This is a genomic window from Acidithrix sp. C25, assembly GCF_904848545.2.
Window position 1 is genome coordinate 155,648 of sequence record NZ_CAJHCI020000001.1, and the last position, 15,624, is coordinate 171,271.

The 15,624-nt window shown below is 47.6% G+C and carries 15 protein-coding genes; 10 read left to right on the forward strand and 5 right to left on the reverse strand.

Translation table 11 applies throughout. The features are described 5' to 3' along the window. Positions 1 to 65: 65 nt before the first annotated feature. Positions 66 to 884: a 2,3,4,5-tetrahydropyridine-2,6-dicarboxylate N-succinyltransferase gene (locus tag ACIDITHRIX25_RS87290; protein ID WP_201732246.1), complete on the forward strand. Its 819-nt coding sequence runs from the start codon at positions 66 to 68 to the stop codon at positions 882 to 884. 1 nt (position 885) lies between these two features. Then, the gene (gene dapE / locus ACIDITHRIX25_RS87295; protein ID WP_201732247.1) at positions 886 to 1,983 is read left to right on the forward strand and encodes a succinyl-diaminopimelate desuccinylase; all 1,098 of its coding nucleotides are present in this window, start codon (positions 886 to 888) and stop codon (positions 1,981 to 1,983) included. 123 nt (positions 1,984 to 2,106) lie between these two features. Here dapE and lexA read toward each other — a convergent pair whose 3' ends face one another. Then, positions 2,107 to 2,763, reverse strand: coding sequence for a transcriptional repressor LexA (gene lexA / locus ACIDITHRIX25_RS87300; protein WP_052603893.1), 657 nt, complete (start codon positions 2,761 to 2,763; stop codon positions 2,107 to 2,109). Positions 2,764 to 2,884: 121 nt separating this feature from the next. Between lexA and ACIDITHRIX25_RS87305 the strand changes: the two genes are divergently transcribed. After that, on the forward strand, positions 2,885 to 3,391 hold the full coding sequence (locus tag ACIDITHRIX25_RS87305; RefSeq protein ID WP_201732248.1) for a LysM peptidoglycan-binding domain-containing protein: 507 nt from the start codon (positions 2,885 to 2,887) through the stop codon (positions 3,389 to 3,391). 302 nt (positions 3,392 to 3,693) lie between these two features. Next, the gene (nrdR, locus tag ACIDITHRIX25_RS87310) at positions 3,694 to 4,152 is read left to right on the forward strand and encodes a transcriptional regulator NrdR (RefSeq protein ID WP_052603895.1); all 459 of its coding nucleotides are present in this window, start codon (positions 3,694 to 3,696) and stop codon (positions 4,150 to 4,152) included. 291 nt (positions 4,153 to 4,443) lie between these two features. Here nrdR and ACIDITHRIX25_RS87315 read toward each other — a convergent pair whose 3' ends face one another. The 4 genes from ACIDITHRIX25_RS87315 to ACIDITHRIX25_RS87330 form a co-directional block, all read right to left on the reverse strand. Next, a complete protein-coding gene (locus tag ACIDITHRIX25_RS87315; RefSeq protein WP_052603896.1) occupies positions 4,444 to 5,769 on the reverse strand; it encodes a sugar ABC transporter permease in 1,326 nt (441 codons plus the stop codon). Between the two features lie 2 nt (positions 5,770 to 5,771). After that, positions 5,772 to 6,581 carry an ATP-binding cassette domain-containing protein gene (locus ACIDITHRIX25_RS87320; RefSeq protein WP_235347486.1) on the reverse strand — a complete coding sequence of 270 codons (810 nt, stop codon included), beginning with the start codon at positions 6,579 to 6,581 and terminating at the stop codon, positions 5,772 to 5,774. A gap of 146 nt (positions 6,582 to 6,727) precedes the next feature. Further along, a complete protein-coding gene (locus ACIDITHRIX25_RS87325) occupies positions 6,728 to 7,999 on the reverse strand; it encodes a sugar ABC transporter substrate-binding protein (protein ID WP_052603897.1) in 1,272 nt (423 codons plus the stop codon). 473 nt (positions 8,000 to 8,472) lie between these two features. Continuing rightward, positions 8,473 to 9,261, reverse strand: coding sequence for an inositol monophosphatase family protein (locus ACIDITHRIX25_RS87330; RefSeq protein WP_052603898.1), 789 nt, complete (start codon positions 9,259 to 9,261; stop codon positions 8,473 to 8,475). A 1,200-nt stretch (positions 9,262 to 10,461) separates the two neighbouring features. Here ACIDITHRIX25_RS87330 and ACIDITHRIX25_RS87335 point away from each other — a divergent pair. The 6 genes from ACIDITHRIX25_RS87335 to ACIDITHRIX25_RS87360 all read left to right on the forward strand — a co-directional run bounded on the left by ACIDITHRIX25_RS87335 (position 10,462) and on the right by ACIDITHRIX25_RS87360 (position 15,570). Next, on the forward strand, positions 10,462 to 11,490 hold the full coding sequence (locus ACIDITHRIX25_RS87335; protein WP_052603899.1) for a GntG family PLP-dependent aldolase: 1,029 nt from the start codon (positions 10,462 to 10,464) through the stop codon (positions 11,488 to 11,490). Positions 11,491 to 11,533: 43 nt separating this feature from the next. Beyond that, positions 11,534 to 12,253, forward strand: a complete 720-nt coding sequence (locus ACIDITHRIX25_RS87340; protein WP_052603900.1) for a PIG-L deacetylase family protein — start codon at positions 11,534 to 11,536, stop codon at positions 12,251 to 12,253. Continuing rightward, entirely contained in the window at positions 12,254 to 12,622 is a 369-nt protein-coding gene (locus tag ACIDITHRIX25_RS87345) for a uroporphyrinogen-III synthase (protein ID WP_052603901.1), read from the forward strand. Positions 12,623 to 12,758: 136 nt separating this feature from the next. Further along, entirely contained in the window at positions 12,759 to 13,136 is a 378-nt protein-coding gene (locus ACIDITHRIX25_RS87350; protein ID WP_052603902.1) for a DUF3040 domain-containing protein, read from the forward strand. A 149-nt stretch (positions 13,137 to 13,285) separates the two neighbouring features. Then, positions 13,286 to 14,542 (forward strand): acyl-CoA dehydrogenase, encoded by a 1,257-nt coding sequence (locus tag ACIDITHRIX25_RS87355; protein ID WP_201732249.1) that lies wholly within the window; start codon positions 13,286 to 13,288, stop codon positions 14,540 to 14,542. 524 nt (positions 14,543 to 15,066) lie between these two features. Further along, positions 15,067 to 15,570: an HNH endonuclease gene (locus tag ACIDITHRIX25_RS87360; protein WP_201732932.1), complete on the forward strand. Its 504-nt coding sequence runs from the start codon at positions 15,067 to 15,069 to the stop codon at positions 15,568 to 15,570. Positions 15,571 to 15,624: the final 54 nt, after the last annotated feature.

Sequence of the window (15,624 nt, forward strand, 5' to 3'; positions counted from 1 at the left end):
TAGTTCGATATTGAAATTGAAACTTTGTGTACCAAAATTTGTTTGACATTGGAAATGGAGGATTTGTGCTCGAGTCGCAAATCGAAGAATTATGGCAATCGCGTGATAAATTAAATCCGAATGATTTAGATGCCTATCGAACTATTGCTAAGGTTATCGATCAATTGGACTCTGGTGATCTGCGCGTCGCCTTTATTCAAGAAGATGGCAGTGTCTTTGTGAATGAATGGATCAAACGAGCAATCCTCTTGCTCTTTAGGGTCTCTCCTATGGAAACGACCAACTCCAACCCCTTTGAGTTTCGAGATAAGATTCCGCTCAAGTCTAACTATGAGGCCATAGGAGTTCGAGTGGTTCCAGGAGCCTCTGCGCGCTGGGGATCATATCTCGCACCAGGAGTCACAATGATGCCAAGTTACGTCAATCTTGGCGCCCGTGTTGAGGAAGATACCATGGTGGACACTTGGGCGACCGTGGGTTCGTGTGCGCAGATTGGCAAGCGCGTTCATTTGGCAGGTGGGGTTGGAATCGGTGGAGTCCTTGAGCCTCCTCAAGCGGCACCTGTAATAATAGAGGACGAGGCGTTCATTGGGTCCCGTGCGATGATCACCGAGGGGGCTCGAGTTGGTAAGGGTGCGGTCGTGGGCGCTGGAGTGATTTTGAATCCGTCGATTCCAGTCATTGATACAGAATCTGGCGAGGAGATATCAAGGGGCCACATTCCTCCGTGGGCAGTCGCAGTAGCGGGTTCACGTCGTAAGCAATTTAGCGGTGGAGAGTTCTACCTACCCTGTGTCCTTGTGATAAAGCGACTAGACAAGGGGCAACGCCACGACAAGACCGCTCTAAATGATTTTCTACGCGAGAGTGGAGTTGCTCTTTAACATGGAAAGTAGAGACCTTCTTGATCTGGCCTATGAGTTAGTCTGCATCGACTCTCTCTCAAGAAATGAACGAGAGATTGCTGATTTTATCGAGGGTCGACTGAGGGTCTCGGACTTCTATGATCTGGTTCGAATCGGCAACAATATAGTGGCGACCCCTAGCGGCTACATGGATGACCAAGGAATAATAATCGCTGGTCATATTGATACTGTCCCACCATCGCCTAACTTGAAGCCAAAGATTGTCGCAGATTCCCTATGTGGTTTAGGTGCTGTCGACATGAAGGGCGGCATTGCGGTAATGATGAAGCTACTTCTATCGCAAATTGGCGGCAAGTACGTTAGATATGTATTTTATGCCAGTGAAGAGATAAGCCGGAGCTTCTCTGGACTTCTTGAGATTGAAGCTTTTAACCGAGGGCTTTTGAGGGCATCGGGGGCAGTGCTCATGGAGCCAACCGGAGGATATATAGAGGCAGGTTGCCAGGGTACTGCTAAATTCAAAGTGACAATTGCCGGAGAGCGAGCTCATAGCGCTCGACCTTGGATGGGAGTCAATGCAATCCATCGTAGTTATGCACTTCTTGGAGCGCTCGACAGCTATGTATCCAAAGCGGTTTCTATTGATAGCTGTGACTTCAAGGAGTCGCTTCTTGCTACCTCGATCAATGGGGGAATAGCCGGCAATGTTGTCCCGGATCGGGTCGAGATCGGCGTAAATTACCGATTTGCACCAGCGGGGAATGATTCGCAATCGCTTTTGGAGATCGAGGAGTTTCTAACTTCGAAAATTTCCAGTGATTACGGAGATAAGGTAGAGCTTGTTGACTGGGCTCCTTCGGCCCCACCCAATCTTGGAAATAGCCTTATCTCTAGCTTGTCAGATGTCGCTGGTGGGAAGGTAAGGGCCAAACTGGGCTGGACGGATGTTGCATTTTTTTGGGAGCGTCAAGTTTCAGCTTGTAACTTTGGACCTGGTGATCCAACTTTGGCCCATACCGATCAAGAGATTGTATCTATACAAGAGCTAGATTTCTGCTATTTGACTTTATCTCAAGTAATTGGATCTCAAGTAATTGGATTACGGTCGGAGAAATAGCCCTTTCGTATCTTTTGCCCCTAACTATATCTCAACTTCGTTGAGAGTTGATTTTAACGAAGTTGTCGACTTGGTTGTGAGCGTCACCTTTGGACAATGGTGAAATACTAAGCTAGCAAATCTTTAAAATTGTCTTTGAAGAAAGACAACGCGGCCATAGATTGCTACTTGATCCATCGGATATTGCATTGGGCTATAGGCTGGGTTGGACGGCTTTAGGACGATTCTATTTTTTGCCCTATCGATCTCAATTCTCTTTACCGTAGCCTCGGTTTCGTCCCTTAGGCCGGCAATTACTAATTCACCAGTTGTAGCGGTGGACTGTTTTCGAGCGACGATGATGTCGCGCTCGAAGATTCCATCGCCAATCATTGAATCACCCTTTACTCTCAGGGCAAAGAGGGTCGTGGCGTCCCCAAGAAAAGCCGGTATTAGTGCAACTTCATCGGTTGGATTTTCAAGGGCGAGGGCTCCTGATCCAGCTGCAATAAGTCCGATTACGGGGATCGAAAGGGCATCGTCATTAGATGAGGATAAGGACCTCGATGACATGTTCACGGTTAGCGCGCGTGGCTTGGATAGGTCGCGCATGAGGAATCCCTGTTTTTGGAGAACTTTCAGGTGAAACTGAACAGACGCTGGTGACGAGAGCGAACATGCTGTAGCGATCTCTCTTACAGATGGCGGATATCCACGCTCAATTTGAGTCCGCTCTATATACGTGAGGATCTCACGACGCTTGACGGTCAAAATCTCGTTATTTGGCGGCTCAGTTGTCATAGTGACATGTTATCACTTTGTTCGAGGAAATACAACATTTGTTCTATTTTATCGAACGTACATGTGTTCGATAAACTAGTATCAGTGTTCGAGAGGTTATTGCGATTGGGGAGTAATTTCAATGTTGTCTAGCGAAAATTCGGCGTCAGGTTATTTAGATACCACTAAGTATGGAATCGACAGATCAGCCATACCACCTCGGATTAGGTCCGACGTCTATCTTTATGAAGGTGATAATATGAGCCACTCTCAAATGAGTTTTGGATCATATCTGAAAGATCGGCCAAATTATCGGGCAGTCTATGCCTCGAGCGCCGTGGCGTTACACGCTAAAACCAGGACCGCAAAGGATGATCGCCTTTCATTGTCGGAGACGATGAAAGGCGCGATCTTGGTAGGTTTTGTGTTGCTCTCTCTCTGCTTATCTCTCTATTTCAGCTCCATGGGAGTGCCATCAAAGATCGCTTTGGCTTCGGTTCGTCACTATGTGGTTCAACCCGGAGATACGGTATGGACGATTTCGCAACGCTTTGCGAATGGTCAAAGCGTATTCTCGGTTGAAGAGCGTATCTTGGCTAAATTGGGTACGACGACGATCTATCCAGGCGAAGTTATTGCGATCCCCTAGGAGGCTATCGAAGCGTTCAAGGATCCATAATTTTTGGTGACACCTTTTCTCTTTCGTTGTGGTTTCTTTGTTATGTGGTGCTTTAGTAAAGGACTTTAGAAGTCCAAAGGCCAATAGTCCAGTTTTTGATTGTCCCTCAGAGCCCTTTAGCATCGGGGACGGACCTTGTTTATCAGCTTTGTCTAGGCATTTCTCTTTTGGTATCGTCCTATGGTAGTGTATTTTGGACTACGCTTAGTCTTTGGCTCCATATGATAGAATCAGGGTCAAGTTAACTAGGGGAAAGTGACCAGGGAGAAATAGTGCGCTGTCCTACTTGTGGGAATCACGAAGACAAAGTTGTTGATTCCCGAGTGATTGAGGATGGTAGGACTATTCGTCGGCGCCGCGAATGTATCTCGTGCCAGCGCCGTTTTTCGACTTTCGAGAGGATTGAAGAAGTCCCCTTGGTGGTCATAAAGCGCTCGGGGATTCGCGAACCTTTTGACCGTGGAAAGCTTTTTGGCGGAATTGCGGCAGCTCTAAAGAATCGACCATTTGATTCGTCCTTTATAGAAGCAACTGTGGCCGACATAGAAGAGCGGTTTCGCTTAGCATCCTCCGACGTAAATTCCTCTGCGATTGGGATTGCGGTATTAGATGTCCTGCGCCAAATCGACAAGGTCGGTTATCTTAGGTTTGCCTCGGTCTATAAGGATTTTGAAGACCCAGATGACTTTGAAAAAGAGGTAGCGAGCCTAAAGATCGATCTTGAACTCTGATCGATTGATTCATTGAAGTTCTAAGCTTTTTTGCCTACGGTGGTCCCCAAGCCTTGCGATGCTTATCTTACTCGCAGGGGCTATAAAGATTTCGCCAGATTTGACTTATTCTTTGGTTTTTGGTGATCTCGAAGTTATGAGTATCACGCATACCAGGTCAGCTCCGCGAATGCGAAATAGTCTATGGTCGGATTTGGCTTGATCGTGAAGATAAGACAAGAGACAGCCTTAAGTGGGGGAAGCTGCCTCTTGTCTTATTTGGTTGGGGGATCTTATAGCCCTGTGGGTTTATTAGCGGGTGGTTTTTCCTCTACGTGCTAGTGCATCGATAACTACAGCTGCTAGTAGAACTAGTCCAGTAACGATGAGTCGAAGCGCAGCGCTAATTCCAAGAAGGCCCATTCCATTGTCGATACCTGCGATGACAATGCCACCAAGTACAGCATGTATTGGCTTGCCCTTGCCACCAAATAGGCTGGTTCCACCTATGACTGCCGCAGCTACCGCATAGAGCACCAAGGTGCCTCCGTCGAGGCTTGTTGAGACCGAACGAAGACGCGACGCATAGAGAATGCCCGCAGCTCCAGCGGTGAAGGATGCTAAGGCGAATGCGATTGTCTTGATAACGGCAAGATTGACGCCACCTCGACGCGCTGCTTCGCCGTTACCACCGACAGCATAGACGTAGCGACCATACTTTGTTCTTCCGAGAAGAAGGCTCCAAGCCGCTACAAAGGCTATGACGATGAGGACCACCCAGGGGAGTCCTTCGATCGGCACTAATACGCCACGGTTCGCATTGGATATCAAGACCAAGACCACACCCGCAATTGCGGCTCCGGCGATCTTAAAATATACGAGAGAGGCTGGTGTATGGTGGAGTGAATTCTTGCGTTGTCTGAATTCACGAGCCAGCGTTATGGCGGCGTATACCGCCACAAGCGCAATAATCACTATCCAACCTGCGGTCGGAGTAATACTCGCATTTGCTAGATCGTTGAGAACGTTCGAGCTTATTGGTAGAGTTCCACCATTTCCAAGAATGAGGAGCATTACCCCTTGCCAGCCTAGAAGACCCGCAAGTGTCACGACAAAGGAGGGTAATCCTACTCGAGTGATGATGGTTCCCTGTATGGCTCCAATTGCTCCAGCTACCAAGAGTGCAACAATTATGGCTGCCCACCATGGCCAGTTGTGTTGTGCAGAGGCCAACTGCGCAGTTATGATTCCAGCAACGCCAGCTACATAGCCAATGGAGAGGTCGATCTCGCCCAGGAGCAATGCATAGATCTCTCCTAGTGCGAGCATGATATATACCGCACCTTGGGAGAGTAGGTTGACCAGGTTTCCAGCAGAGAGAAAGTTTGAATTCAGCGATTGGAAGATAATCGCGATGATTATGAGGCCAACCAGTACGGGAAGGATCCCTGAATCCCCATTTTTTACCTTGGAGATTGAACTAGAGATATATTCCGAAAGGGTGTTTACTTCGACGTAGTTTGCCCCAGCAGCGGCGGGAAGCGCGTCGTCTTCGGCCACTTTAGCGACGATATCGTCTTTTGGCTGGTTCTCATTGGTGTCGAGAGCCGATTCATAAGGTTGCATATTTGGAGCCATCGTCAATTCTCCTTGCTTTCAATTCCATGCGAGTTGGCCTTGGCAGCTGTTCGCGTTGATGATCCAGTTGTCATAAGGTCAACTATGATTTGGCGATCAAATGCTTTTACATCTTCTTGGGCGACCATTCGTCCCAATCGTAGTACCGCGATTCGATCTGCAACTTCGAAGACGTCATTCATATTGTGGGAGATGATTAGCACTCCAAGACCACGTTCGGCTAATCGGCGTACTAAATCAAGTACCATTCTCGTCTGAGCTACGCCTAGTGCTGCGGTTGGTTCGTCCATGATGACCAACTTTGCATTCCACATCACGGCTTTGGCTACAGCGACAGCTTGACGTTGACCGCCAGACAGTGATGCTACTGGTTGGCGAATTGAACGAACTGTTGTCACTGACAGACTCGCGAGTGTCTCTTTGGCAGATTGTTCCATGGAGTCTTCGTCTAAGAGACCTTTTCTGGTTCGTTCGCGACCTAAAAACATGTTTTGTACGATGTCTAAGTTGTCACAGAGCGCTAGATCTTGGTAAACAGTCTCGATGCCGAGATCCGCGGCATCCCTGGGACTCTTTAATTTGATGTGTTTTCCTTCAAAGACTATCTCGCCGCTATCAGCGCTATGAATGCCAGCTATGCACTTTACGAGACTAGATTTCCCAGCGCCGTTATCGCCAACGAGAGCAGTTACTTTGGCTAGGGGAATCGTTAGGTCTACATCCGCTAATGACTGAACTGGTCCGAAACTTTTCGATACTTTATAGAGTTCAAGTAATTCATGAGAGTTAGCCATAGTTTGACTTTCTGGCATCTCCACATCCTTCCTTCTTGATGCGTTGCATTGCAACATGAACAATACAAGAACCGGGATCCCAGCAGTTGCTTGGAGATCCCGGTTCGGTTTTGTTAGTTGAAGGCTGTCCCCAATGGTGCAGTCAACTATTTAGTTTGATTGACTTAGATGCCGTTCTTTGTACAAAGGGCGGCGACTGTTCCAACACAAAGTGCAGACTTTTGGATGAATCCATCTTTGATAACAGTTGATGCCATGTTGCTAGCCGTAACCGTAATTGGAGTCAAGAGTACGGATGGAACATTGGTGGTTTGATTGTTGGTCGTGCCATTTACCAAGCCCGAAGGAGGCGTAATGCCAGCTCGGAGGTAGGTTGCCAAGGCTACAGTTGCCTGAGCCTCAAGGTAGATTGGCTTGTAGATCGAGGAGCACTGGTATCCTTGGAGGATATTTGTCATTCCTTGAAGGGTTGCATCCTGGCCTGTGGTAGGTACCGTAAATGGCTTGACATTTAGTGTCTTGAGGGCGGAAACGACAGCATTTCCGAGTCCGTCGTTAGCCGTTACAACCGCATTGATATTTGGATGTGCGGTATAGGCCTGCTGGAAGTCGGTCAATGCGACTTGGTTGTCCCAGTTGGTAACAGCTTGCTCGCCGACTTTGGTGAGTTTACCTGAGGCGAACGCAGGAGCTAAGACTGAGTTGTAGCCCTGAGCGAAGAGGGTTGCGTTGTTGTCTGTTGGCGAACCATCAAGGATGTAAACCTGTGGATTCTTTACGTTCCATGCAGTTACGCAGCTCAAGAAGGATTGTCCAATTAGCTTTCCTACCTGTACGTTGTTGAAGCTAACGTAATAGCTGGCGCTGCCCTTGAGGGTAATGCGGTCATAGTCGATGACTTTTACGCCGTGTGCTGCAGCGTATGACTCGATTGAGGCACCTACGCCGGAGTCGATCGGATCCACTGCCAAGACGCTAGCACCGTTGGTGATCGCAGCTTGTGCATCAGAGAGCTGTGTTGCGTCGCTGCCCTGTGCGTTTTCGATGATGTAGTTGCTCGATGAGTAACCAGCGTCTGCAAAGGCTTTGGCTAGATATGGAGCATCGAAGGCCACATAACGAGCAGAAGACTGAGTGTCAGGAAGGATGACTGCAACTTTACCTTTTCCTTGGCTTACAAGTGGCTTGAGGCTAGACATAGCAGCGAATGTGCTGTCGAGCGATGAAGTTGTTACCTGAGGGACCGCCGCCGTTGTCGAGGTCGCAGCTGCAGCTGTTGTGCTTGACGAAGATGACGAAGATGAAGTGCTACCGCACGCTCCTGCGATCAATGCCAGAGCTGCCGCAGCAAGTGCGCCTCGGGCGATCCGGCTCCCATTGGAACTGTTGAACCCCGCTAGTCCTTTGAGTCTGGAATTTGTCCGGCTTGATTTCATTGTTATTTTACCCCCATCAAAGATGATGTTTTAGTTGCCCCAAGCACCCCGCTTAGAAGCTTTCTCGAATGACATTAGTCACATGATATTAATATTTCAATTCACCCCTGGACGTTTTTTTTCAAGTGAATTGAGTTTTGGGGCATTCTTATTTATTTTTTGATAATTGATTATCAAGATGAAATAGTTAGATTTCACTATTAGTAAAATCTATTTTGATTACCTAGCCAAGCCGTATGGTCGGTGCGATTTTGCATAGCAAATACTAGTTTTATGTCGTTTAATTTGCTAATTTACGCTGTATAGGTTTTAGTAGAAATGACTCTAATTGATCAAGAATACAGTTCTAATCCAGGGAGCTATTTTCGAGTCATAACCATTGAAATCTATTCTTGTTGGATAATTGGACATTTGTAACGAGCGAATAGATGTAGTATTTTGACTCGAAAAAGGTAGAAAAAAGGTAGAGATCGTCACTTCTTGATCAGGGCTCGCAGCTCTTTGTGAATGAGTGAATTTGAGGCGACCATCATTTCATATGACGGTTCATCTAAATCTCCGCCGCTTATTTGTCCGCCGGCTTCAGTTACTATTAGGGCTCCTGCCATGTAGTCCCATGGCTGAAGGCCAATTTCGTAATAGCCATCAAGTTCGCCACATGCGACCATGCAAAGGTCAAGCGATGCCGCGCCCATTCGTCGAATATCTCGGATTTTAGTTATGATCCTTGAAATTACCTCTCCCTGACGAATACGAATTGTGTCGGAATAGGAGAATCCCGTTCCGATGAGTGCTCCGGAGATCTCAGATAGGTCTGTGACCCTTATCTTTATCCCATCAAGCATGGCACCCTCACCAGCAATCGCTTCAAAAACACGCCTTCGGGGGATATCGCGTACCACGCCAGCAACTGCCTTTTTTGTATTGCGATCGCGGATCGCTATGGATATGGCGTATGCAGGAAATCCATAGACAAAGTTTGTGGTTCCATCGATCGGATCGACTACCCACTCGTAGTCACTGGTGCCGGTGATCGATCCATGTTCTTCTCCGAGGATGGAATCGTCTGGGAACCGAGTGATGATCTCTTTTTGTATTAGGGACTCTACTCCTCCGTCGATCTGGGTAACCATGTCGGTTCGGGAGGATTTGGTGGTGACTGCGAGTTTGAATTCTGGTGCTGATATTGATTCGGTTATGAAGTTCGAGGCGATAAGCGCAATCTCGAGGGCGGCATTGTGGCGTAGTGTTATCTCGTTCATGACTATGAACTTAGTTCGATTTGTCTCTGGGCGACTCTTTGGGGTCTTGCTAAAGGCTGTAAGACCTGCTTTTTGGATCGACTAAACGATAGCTTCTGGAAGTGGTTATTGCCTTTTACGGAGGTAGTTACTTGCCCGATGGCTATGAGTGAGTGGTTATGGTTGGGTAGTTAAGAGCGAGGTAGGTGCTTGAGGTCGTTGCCTTATTACACCCAAGATTTCATTACAGCCATGGTCTCATTGCGCTCATGTCTTAGTGATTGTTGCTTTTCGATCGCTGACGTGATTCTTCGTTAATACATTTTCGTAGCTTTGTTTGAGCGAACCTTGTCACCTTATCGCACCGCGGCATTATCTGAATTACACAAGATTGCCAAATGGATGTCAGTTATTTCTCATTCCTCACACATATCTCCAAAAGAGCTAATACGTCGATGACTCCGGTATGGCCATGTGACTTAGGGGGCGCTGGAGTTCATGGCGATTCCATGAGCCGTTGTTTGCTCTTATGAGAGTGTTGGTTAGGGATCGACCTTTCTAGATCGAACTTGCGATGGGCTTTAGGTTTGTTGTTTTACAATTTTTTGCTTTACCTGATAGTTGTTGACCACTTTGGATTTTATCGCCTTGCTTTTGCCCTTAATCGGAAGCTGGTCTCGGTAATTTAGGGTTAGTTTTTCATCTATTGGTTCCTATTTCGGTGTCGATAGAGTGCTGTTGACATATAACGATGAAGGGTTGATCTATTTGTCATTACTGATAGGTATTTACTATATTGATTTGGATATTTTGCGCCCTTGTCAAAAGCACCTTCTTCTCGAAGAAATGTTTTTCAATTTATTTCAAAAAAATTCCAAACTTTAATTAAATTTTTACCTCTTTGGAGAGATTTTTGACCAAAGGTCTTCTTTTTGGCTTCACACGGAGGAGAGGGAAAGGGAAAGGGATAATTGCATGAGCATCTTTGGTTACACTTTTCTCAGTCGATTTAGATAGGGTCGCCCTGTGATGTCGCCCTGTGATGTCGTACTGTGATGTTGCACTGTGATGGTTTGTTGAAAATATCTTGGGCTATGATAGCTCGCTGATGGATAGGGCTTGTGAGGTTGGTGACATAGACTTAATCATCCAATTTGTTTGTAGTTCGAACCACAAATGATAACTATCGTCTATTACAACGGTAGCTAAGCTTGATTAATTATGACAATAACTCAAGTTGACCTGAGATCCGATACAGTTACAAAGCCTACTCCTCAAATGCGTAACGCTATGGCCAATGCTGAGGTAGGGGACGACCTGTACCGAGAAGATCCAACAGTAGCCAAGCTCGAAGCTATCTATGCCGAGCGAGTGGGTAAGGAGGCCGCGCTCTTTGTTCCATCTGGAGTGATGGCGAATCAGATCGCTATACGATGCCATGCCCAACCGGGAAGTTGGGTTGCCGCTGGGCGATATCAGCACGTTGTGGTCTTTGAGTACGGCGGTTCAGCTAGAAATGCAGGAACGACTTTCTATCTCTTGGATGACGAGTCGGGGTCATTTGGTGGCGAGGCGATCCAAGAGGCGACATCTTCTCAGGGTTATTGGGACGTCCAATTTTCTCTTATTTGCCTGGAAAATACCCACATGCCATCGGGAGGCCGTATCTGGCCCATCGAGCGCCTCGAAAGCGTCCGTCAAGCCGCTGGGGGCCTAGCGATTCATATGGATGGTGCACGGCTTTTCAATGCCGAGGTTGCCAGTGGGGTTGCAGCTGCAACATTTGCATCTTATGCCGATTCGGTAATGACATGTGTTTCTAAGGGTTTAGCTGCCCCGGTTGGTTCTTTATTGGCTGGTAGTAGTGAGTTCATAGAGCGTGCTCGCTATGAAAGAGGTGTGCTTGGTGGTCAGATGCGACAAGTAGGGGTATTGGCAGCAGCGGGGATCGTAGCTTTGGAGACGATGGTGGACCGTCTAGCTGAGGATCATGCTCGAGCGCGTCATCTTTCAGAGGCGGTCAAAGCGCGCTTCGGTAGCTACGTTGGAGAAGATTATCTGCCTGAGACCAATATTATCGTCTTTGACCATCCTCAAGCAGATGCAATCTCAACCTACCTCAACTCTCAAGGTGTCTTGGTGAATCCAATTGGTCCCAGAAAGTTGCGCTTTGTTACTCACAAAGACGTAGATGACTCCCAATTGGACTATGCCTATAAAGTCATTGTAGATATCCCAGATGATCTTTAACTCTCTTAGCGAAGTTCTCTTTCATCACAGGGTGCATTATTAGATGGCAATGCAATTGATCAAGCAAGTGCCCAAATCTGTGCTTTGTGTTTTTGCCCATCCAGATGATGCAGACATAGGGGCAGGCGGAACGATTGCGACATGGGCACAAAAAGGAGCGGCGGTAACGCTCATTATTGCATGCCTAGGGGAAAAGGGAACTACCGACTCTTTGATCTCGACCGAGCGTCTCTCTCAATTGAGAGTTAAGGAGATCTCTGAGGCTTCAAAATGCTTAGGAGTATCGTTGGTAGAGTCGTTTTCGATTCCTGATGGAGAGGTTGAAAATGATCTCGTACTGCGTGGTCGCATCGTTGAGAGGCTTCGTTCCTTGCAACCCCAGGTGGTTCTGACACACGATCCGACGGCGACCTTTTTTGGTTCTACCTACTTTAATCACAGGGACCATCGGGAACTCGGCTTTGCCGTTTTGGATTCAGTCTTTCCTGCTAGCCATCTTCCTCACTATTTCCCCGAAGCTGGAGCGCCCCATAGGGTGTCGACCGTCTTGCTCTCGGGAACCCAAGAGCCAAATGTGGCCATCGATATTTCGCTTGGTTTGGAATTAAAGACAAAGGCAGTCTTGAGCCATCGTACGCAAGTGGGGGGTCGTTTTGTCCGCCTTGGAGAGTCGATCGATACGACTGCTAAAACTTTGGGGCGACGTTTAGGCGTTCCGTATGCAGAGACGTTTCGACGTATTGTAAATCAGGTGGAGTCATAGATGAGAATTATTGAGGTGGAAGGCTCTTCATATCACGAGCGAAATTTATACTCTGTGGGTTTGATCGAGAGGCTTACCGAGGCCGGATATAAAGTTGTGGTTCATGCAACTCTTCGACCTAGGCTTAGCGACGATCTTTCAGAGTTGATAAGGGCGGGCGCTTCACAGGCGATCTTGTCGGGTTCGGGAGTTAAGGCGATCGTGACAGGATCGACTGAAGATGAAGTCCTACAGCACAACGTCGATGGGCCGGGGTTGGTGAATTTGACTCTGAGAGCTGGAAGCGATCCTGTCAAATCTCGAGTCATATCTTCGACAGATGAGCAAGAATTTCGTCATTTATCTGAGATCTGTCAAAATTTATCTTAATTGGCAAAAATATTCCGCAGCTAAAGGCATAACTCTTGTTTGTCGACTTATTAAAGGAAGTTTTGGGTTGTAGCATTGTTATGAGATATTGTTGAATAACAGGTTAGTGTTATCACGAGCTTCAAAGGAGGATACCTTGCCTCTTTCAGAGCATGAGCAGAACATTCTGCGAGAGATAGAGAGAAATTTTTACGAGTCGGATCCGAATTTCGCGGCTCGCGTAAGAGAAGAGACGGTTTATAGACACGCAGGCCGAAACTGCAAGTGGTCAACGTTGACCTTTGTAGTCGGATTGGTCGTGACGGTCTTGACCTTTTCCATCTCTGTTTTCCTTGGCATTTTTGGGTTTTTGATAATGTTGGCGTCAGCCGTAATATTTGAGCAAAATCTACGTCGCCTCGGAAAAGCGGGTTGGGCGGATTTGACAAGTGGGAGAAAACCATCTGGTTCCACAGTCAAGGCTAAAGATCTTGGTTCTAAGATCAAGAATAAGTTTGGAAAGAAGGACAAGTAGTCCATACTTGACCTTCTAGTTTTGCTAGATGATGGCAAGGTTAGATCGGCCTTGGAGGGAAAGACTCTTTGATATTGCTCAGAGAGTCTTTTGTGTGGCAAATTGATTTTGGTTCGTTTTCACTCCTATTTTGCGATAACGTTTGAGCTATGGAGATTAGTTACCCACCACAAGCTCAGGAATTTCGTAGAAGCGTTCAGGAATTTTTACAATCGAATTTGCCCTCAGGATGGGCCGGAATCGGCGCACTCCCATCGGAAGATGTCCCCGAATTCACCAACAAGTGGCGCAAAACGCTCTTTCAAGCGAACTACCTTGCCCTTGCATGGCCCAAGGAATACGGCGGTGCTGGTCTAAGCGCAATGGAACAGGTCGTCCTAGCCGAGGAGTTTGCCAAAGCTGGAGCTCCCATGGGTGGCCCTAATGATACCTTTGGAATTCAAATGGTTGGAAACACCATTATTCGTTGGGGTACTGAAGAGCAAAAGCGATACTTTCTTCCTCGAATCCTCTCTGGAGAGGACCTTTGGTGCCAAGGGTATAGCGAGCCCAATGCAGGATCTGACCTTGCCAACCTTGGAACGCGTGCTTACCTTGATGGGGATGAGTGGGTCATAAATGGCCAAAAGATTTGGACTTCCGCCGGTCACTTGGCTAACTGGATCTTTGTGCTGACACGCACCGATCCTGATGCTCCAAAGCATAAGGGAATCACATTCTTGCTAGTTCCTATGAGTCAGCCTGGTGTTGAGGTGCGTCCAATTCGGATGCTATCGGGTGAGTCAGAGTTCAACGAAGTCTTTTTCACCGATGCTCGAACCGCAGCTGGCAATGTGGTTGGGTCGGTTGGCCAAGGATGGTCAGTCGCTATGACACTTCTGGGCTACGAGCGCGGTGAGGCAGCAGCTACCTTGCCCATTCGTTTCCGAATTGAACTTGACCGCTTAATTGCTCTTGCTAAGGAGACCGGAGCTAACAACGATCCAATTATTCGCCAACGTATCGCATGGTGCTTTTCCCGTGTGGAAGTTATGCGCTACCTGGGCCTTAGGACTTTGAGCGGTTTTCTTGCGGGTCAACATCCCGGTCCTGAAGGATCGATCTCTAAGCTTTATTGGAGTGAATACCATCAGGTTGTCACTGAGTTGGCCGTGGACATTCTTGGAAGTCGAGCCCTAGAAGTTACAGGGCGGAAGCCTACCTCTGCTTTCCAAACCGACGATCCAGGCTCCCCGAACTCCTCAGGTTCGTGGGATACCACCTTTTTGAATGCCAGGGCAGGTACCATATACGCTGGAACATCTCAGGTTCAGCGAAATATCTTGGGTGAAATGGTCCTCGGGCTTCCTAAAGAGCCTCGCATGGATGAGGGTCCTTGGTCGAAGATCCCGCAGTCTGTGAATTAAGGCAAAACGATAGCTCTAACTATTGGTTTATTCTCAATGGTTAGAGCTATTGCTATTAGGGTAGATACCCAGGGATCTATTTAAAGACGGTGGCTAATCGACGATGTTTAGAAGGTTTAAAGCGACTATTCGATTGCTTATATGGACGACCGTCGCTATCGTAGCAGTTTTGAGCCATCCCAATTTGTATGTTATTGCCATAAGACAAAGCCTTGCCTATATCAGGCGCGATTGGTATCGGGCTTTCCCGTATTTGCCAATACCAGACTTGAATTATTTGAGATTTCGGATGGAGACGGTCTATGGGACCCCCGATGCTCTGCCGGCAAGCAAGGACCTTTTAGAATATCTTCGATGGTGTCGCACACAACGAAGTCTATGGGTATAAGATAAAAGTCAAGATTTCTTTGCGAGGCTGGTATGACGGCGATGCATTCATACAAAAGAGATGATGGCTTTCGACGGGGTATAGCCGTCGCTCTTTTTTACCTCAGTCCGATCCGATTTGATGAATTGAGTCGATGATGAGTCGGGCTCTCGTACTTAATGCAAGTTACGAAGCCCTTGCCATCGTGTCGTCTCGGCGGGCAATTTCATTGGTCCTTTGCAATAAGGCTGAGGTATTGCACGAGACCGGCGACTACTTTCACTCGGAGCGCTGTGTTTTCCCTGAACCATCGGTTATTCGCCTCAAGTACTACGTAAAGGTTCCATTCCCAAAACGGGTGGCTCTAACCCGTCGTGCTGTCTTTGCTCGCGACAACTATAGGTGCCAATATTGTGGTGCACCAGCTGAAAATATCGACCACGTAGTTCCTAAATCCAGAGGTGGTGGCCACTCTTGGGATAATGTGGTGGCTTCGTGCAAACCGTGCAACTCCAGAAAGGAAGACCGGTTTCTACACGAGACTAATTTTGTCCTTCGCCGAGCTCCTATGCAACCACGTGCAAAAGCGTGGATCTGGCTTTTGGGCAATCCTAGAGACGAATGGCTTCCCTATATAGGCGAACCTTCAATTTCCGCCTGAGGAGCCTCTTGTGAATGGTCCGACTTTGGTTTGAATTATGGACCACCGTCGCCG

Bases quoted from the DNA above. Each gene is read 5' to 3' on its own strand.
- dapE (WP_201732247.1), top strand. From the start codon at position 886: ATGGAAAGTAGAGACCTTCTTGATCTGGCCTATGAGTTAGTCTGCATC.
- lexA (WP_052603893.1), bottom strand. From the start codon at position 2,763: ATGACAACTGAGCCGCCAAATAACGAGATTTTGACCGTCAAGCGTCGT.
- ACIDITHRIX25_RS87305 (WP_201732248.1), top strand. From the start codon at position 2,885: ATGTTGTCTAGCGAAAATTCGGCGTCAGGTTATTTAGATACCACTAAG.
- ACIDITHRIX25_RS87315 (WP_052603896.1), bottom strand. From the start codon at position 5,769: ATGGCTCCAAATATGCAACCTTATGAATCGGCTCTCGACACCAATGAG.
- ACIDITHRIX25_RS87320 (WP_235347486.1), bottom strand. From the start codon at position 6,581: ATGCCAGAAAGTCAAACTATGGCTAACTCTCATGAATTACTTGAACTC.
- ACIDITHRIX25_RS87325 (WP_052603897.1), bottom strand. From the start codon at position 7,999: ATGAAATCAAGCCGGACAAATTCCAGACTCAAAGGACTAGCGGGGTTC.
- ACIDITHRIX25_RS87330 (WP_052603898.1), bottom strand. From the start codon at position 9,261: ATGAACGAGATAACACTACGCCACAATGCCGCCCTCGAGATTGCGCTT.
- ACIDITHRIX25_RS87335 (WP_052603899.1), top strand. From the start codon at position 10,462: ATGACAATAACTCAAGTTGACCTGAGATCCGATACAGTTACAAAGCCT.
- ACIDITHRIX25_RS87340 (WP_052603900.1), top strand. From the start codon at position 11,534: ATGGCAATGCAATTGATCAAGCAAGTGCCCAAATCTGTGCTTTGTGTT.
- ACIDITHRIX25_RS87345 (WP_052603901.1), top strand. From the start codon at position 12,254: ATGAGAATTATTGAGGTGGAAGGCTCTTCATATCACGAGCGAAATTTA.
- ACIDITHRIX25_RS87355 (WP_201732249.1), top strand. From the start codon at position 13,286: ATGGAGATTAGTTACCCACCACAAGCTCAGGAATTTCGTAGAAGCGTT.
- ACIDITHRIX25_RS87360 (WP_201732932.1), top strand. From the start codon at position 15,067: ATGAGTCGGGCTCTCGTACTTAATGCAAGTTACGAAGCCCTTGCCATC.